The following is a 4,436-nucleotide window of genomic DNA, read 5'->3' as shown; positions in this document are numbered from 1 at the left end:
CTTGGTCAAATGGATGTGAATGCAGCCTCACCATTAGTTTGGGAATTCTACGAAGAAACACTCAAAAAGCTAAGGGCTTATGGGTGTAATATACTTCGTCTAGACGCTTTTGCCTATTTGCATAAAATGGTTGGTGAAACTAATTTTTTCAATACAACGGGAACCTGGGACTATTTAGAGCGCATAAAAAAAATAGCGCAGGAAAACGAATTACTGCTACTGCCTGAAATCCATGCTGAATATGGCTTGCATTTGCATGACGAAGTAGCGAACAAAGGGTACACTATTTATGATTTTTTCTTACCTGGTTTGATGATTCATACAATTGAAACTCGTTCAAGTAAAGCGTTATTGCAATGGGCCAAAGAAATAGTTTTGAAAGGCTACAAAACAGTTAACATGCTGGGTTGTCATGATGGAATACCAGTTTTAGACTTGAAAGGGAAGGAAAAAAATGGTGTTTATTATAACGGTTTGTTAGAAGATGATGAGATTGAATCGATCATGACCACCATTATGGAAAGAGGCGGGAGAGTTAAAAACCTATATGATCCATCGGGTAAAAAGATCTCTTATTATCAAGTAAATGCAACCTTTTTTAGTGCTTTAGGTGAAGATGATCAAAAATTACTTTTGGCTCGTGCAGTTCAAATGTTTATGCCGGGAACACCTCAGGTTTGGTATTTGGATGTTTTTGCAGGTAAAAACAATTATGAAGCAGCTGATAATGGCGGAAGTGCAGGTCATAAAGAAATTAATCGGACCACTTTAACAATGGGCGATGTTAATCAAGGATTACATAAAGCTATTGTCCAAAAACAACTGGAAATAATTCGATTGCGAAATACATGCGAAGCATTTTTAGGATCGGTTGCTATTGATGACTCACTAGCAGAAGGTATAGATATCAAATGGACTAATCATAGTACAGCAATTCATTTGAAGGCAAATCTAAAAAACTATAGTTTTACCATTGAACAAATTGAAAATGGAACAGTAAAAACACTGCACTTTTAATAGCCAAAAAAAATGTCTTACATTTAGAAGTATTTTGAAAACATATAAATCGTGTAACAAGCAGTAGTTAGAGAAATTATGAAAAAAAACACCGTTAAACTAGCCATGTATCTCAACTACTTTGTATTTGCGATTTTATTAAACAGCGTTGGGATTGTAATTTTTAAATCACAATTAAATTACGGGGTCGATGAACTACAAGCGAGCATATTAGAGGCTTACAAGGATTTACCAATTGCTATCGTCTCTTTTTTAATTGCTTCTTTTTTACCACGTATTGGATATAAAAAAGCGATGTTGGCTGGTTTGAGTCTCGTAACTTTGGCTTGTCTAGGTATGTATTTTGGAAATTCGTTCGATATGGCTAAGGTTTTATTCGCTACCGTTGGCGTTTCATTTGCATTGATAAAAGTCTCTGTTTATTCTCTAATTGGCACGGTTACCAATAATCAAAAGGAGCATAATAGTTTAATGAGTAGTATCGAAGGGGTTTTTATGATTGGTATAGCCCTGGCCTATTTTTTATTCCCTGCTTTTAATTCTGTTCAAGATCCAGATGCCTGGTTGAACGTTTATTGGCTTTTGGCGGCAATTTCTTTTCTTTCATTTCTGTTTTTGTTTTTTACGAAATTCGAGAAAGAAGTAGCGATTCCGGGCGCGAATTTTATGGATGATTTTGCCCAGATGTTCCAACTTTTTGCAAAATTATTGACAATCGTTTTTGTGATTAGTGCCTTTTTATTTGTGATGATTGAACAGGGAATTATGTCATGGTTGCCAACATTTAACAGTAAAGTGCTACACCTTCCTGAAAACATTAGTATTATGATGGCTAGTATTCTCGCTATTTCTTTAGCAGCAGGTCGTTTATTAGCTGGAGTTTTAACTAGAAAAATAAATTGGATTTGGATTCTCAGCTTTTGCATAACTATGGCCATGCTTTTAGTAGTTTTTGTGCTGCCACAAACAGTAGGATTGGATGTAAAAGAAATTAACTCTTTGGGAGATATACCCTTAATTGGATTTGCTTTTCCAATTGTTGGATTATTCATTGCTCCCATTTATCCCTTGCTAAACTCGGTTGTACTAAGTGCGTTGCCAAAAAGTTTGCATAGTGCTATGACAGGACTTATTGTAGTTTTTTCAGCTTTAGGCGGTACAATGGGATCTCGAATAGTTGGCTATTTGTTTAAAAATGTAGGTCCAGAAAATGCTTTTTATTACACTTTGATTCCGATGTCGTTATTGCTTGTTTCTTTTTTTATCTTAAAAAAATTAACTGCGAACAATTTGGACGTTTTAGCTGTTAATAACAAAGGTCACTAGTAATAATTACAAGGATAACTAATATGAAAATTGTAGTCGACATAGCAACCGTTTTTCGCGATCTTTTACTTCAGGAAGATACAGATAACGATAAAAAAATCACCAAGGATGACGTAGGACCCAAGCGATTCATTTTATTAGATCAAAAAACTAAGGTCGAAACAGTTATTGAGGGTACCTACTTCCTTGCCAATTTGTTGCAAGAACTCGCCGTTCATAAAGAAAATGGAATTGCAATTGCAACACTGGATTTGGCAAGAATACAAGAAAAACCAGTTGACCGAATTTCGAGAAAAATTAGAGATGATTATTGGAACGAACTTACGAGAACTATTGATAAAAAAGGCTTAGAGCAAATTCTAAAAGACGAAAAGACAACCAATAAAATCCCTACTTTGTACATCTCTGCCAAAGATGTTCAAGGGGTGAACTATTTTACAACTTTAGAAAAAGAGCTCAAAAATTTTAAAGTTGAGGTCTTACCGTTAGGATATACTGAGGAGTATGTAGCCACTTTAAATACAAAGCCTGGAATTCTCGCATTGGGTTTACGGCAAGAGTCGGGCAGTTTGCAGGGAATTCCGTTTGTAATTCCTGGAGGGCGATTTAATGAAATGTATGGTTGGGATAGTTATTTTATAGGTGCAGGATTGTTAATTGACAACCAACTTGAAAAAGCTATGGCAATTGCCGATAATTTTAAATATCAGATTCTTCATTACGGTAAAATTTTAAATGCAAATAGAAGTTATTATTTAACGAGAACGCAACCTCCTTTGTATTCCTCTTTATTAGTGGATATTGTGCAGACTAAAATTCCAGATCTTGATTGGCTGCGAGAACATGTACAAACGGTAATTTTAGAATACAACACTGTTTGGATGGTGCCTGGAGAACGATTGACCAATACAGGCTTAAATAGGTATAAGTCAGGTGGAGTGGGCATGCCTTTTGAGGTAGAACCGGGACATTTTGATGATATTTTAGCGCCCTTCGCTCTTAAATACAATTTACCAATTAGGGAGTTCGAAAAACATTATTTGAATCGAACGATTATTGATGCCGTATTAGACGAATATTTTGTTCATGATCGCAGCTTGAGAGAGAGCGGACACGATACCACAAATCGATTAATTGGCGTATGCGCTAATTTAAATTCAGTTGATGTAAATAGTTTCTTGTTTAAGTATGAAAAAGACATATCGAATCTAATTGCAGCATTCTTTGGTGGATCACTACAATTGAATGATATAATCTATACTGCTGCTGAATGGGATGCTAAGGCTGAATTTAGAAAAAGCAAAATGGATGAATTATGTTGGAACGAAACCACCAATATGTATTTGGATTATGATTTTATCAACAAAAAGCAAATGCCATTTGAAGCAGCTACTACTTTCTTTCCGCTTTGGGCTGGCTTGTGTAGTGAACAACAAGCTAAAAAATTAGTAGAAAATGCATTGCCTCAATTTACAATGGCTGGTGGTATTACAGGCAGTACGATTGGTAGTAGTGCTCTTTTCCCTCCTGATGCACCTCAAAGACAGTGGGACTATCCTTTTGGTTGGGCACCGCATCAAGTATTGTTATGGCAAGGGCTGTTACAGTATGGTTTCAAGGAGAAAGCGCAAGAAATGGCTTACCGCTGGCTGTGGTTGATTACTACTAATGCAGTGGAATATAACGGTACCATACCAGAAAAATTTGATTTAGAAATTAGCTCGCACAAAGTTTTCGCTGAATACGGGAATGTGGGGACAGAATTTGATTATATCGCCAAGGAAGGTTTTGGATGGGTGAATGCATCCTATCAAATGGGTTTGCAAATAATTAATGAATTATTGAAAGTTAAACTAAATCAACTAGTGCCGCCTGAAGAAATATTTTAGCTTTTTTACCGATTGCTTGTTTTTTATAGACAATTTTATTTAACTTTAGAGTCCACTAAAATCCATCAAAATGACTGTAAATCAAATATTAAGCAAAAAAGGAAGTGAGGTATTCTCCGTAACTTCAACAATCACGGTATATGAAGCCATAAAAGTGATGGGAGAAAAAAACATCGGTGTCGTCTTAATTATCGAAGATGCTAT

General features: G+C 35.7%; 2 protein-coding genes and 1 pseudogene. All 3 read left to right on the top strand.

From position 1 onward, the window contains the following. A pseudogene (locus tag P8M54_RS02715) lies at positions 1–1,017 on the top strand (glycosidase); the annotation flags it as partial. Positions 1,018–1,095: 78 nt separating this feature from the next. Then, on the top strand, positions 1,096–2,343 hold the full coding sequence (locus P8M54_RS02710; protein ID WP_300284807.1) for an MFS transporter: 1,248 nt from the start codon (positions 1,096–1,098) through the stop codon (positions 2,341–2,343). A 23-nt stretch (positions 2,344–2,366) separates the two neighbouring features. After that, the gene (locus P8M54_RS02705; RefSeq protein ID WP_300284804.1) at positions 2,367–4,232 is read left to right on the top strand and encodes a trehalase family glycosidase; all 1,866 of its coding nucleotides are present in this window, start codon (positions 2,367–2,369) and stop codon (positions 4,230–4,232) included. Positions 4,233–4,436: the final 204 nt, after the last annotated feature.

The sequence above is a fragment of the Flavobacterium sp. genome, from assembly GCF_029242675.1.
Taxonomy (GTDB): domain Bacteria; phylum Bacteroidota; class Bacteroidia; order Flavobacteriales; family Flavobacteriaceae; genus Flavobacterium.
Note: the sequence above shows the minus strand (reverse complement) of the source record. Positions and strands in the feature narration are given on the sequence as shown.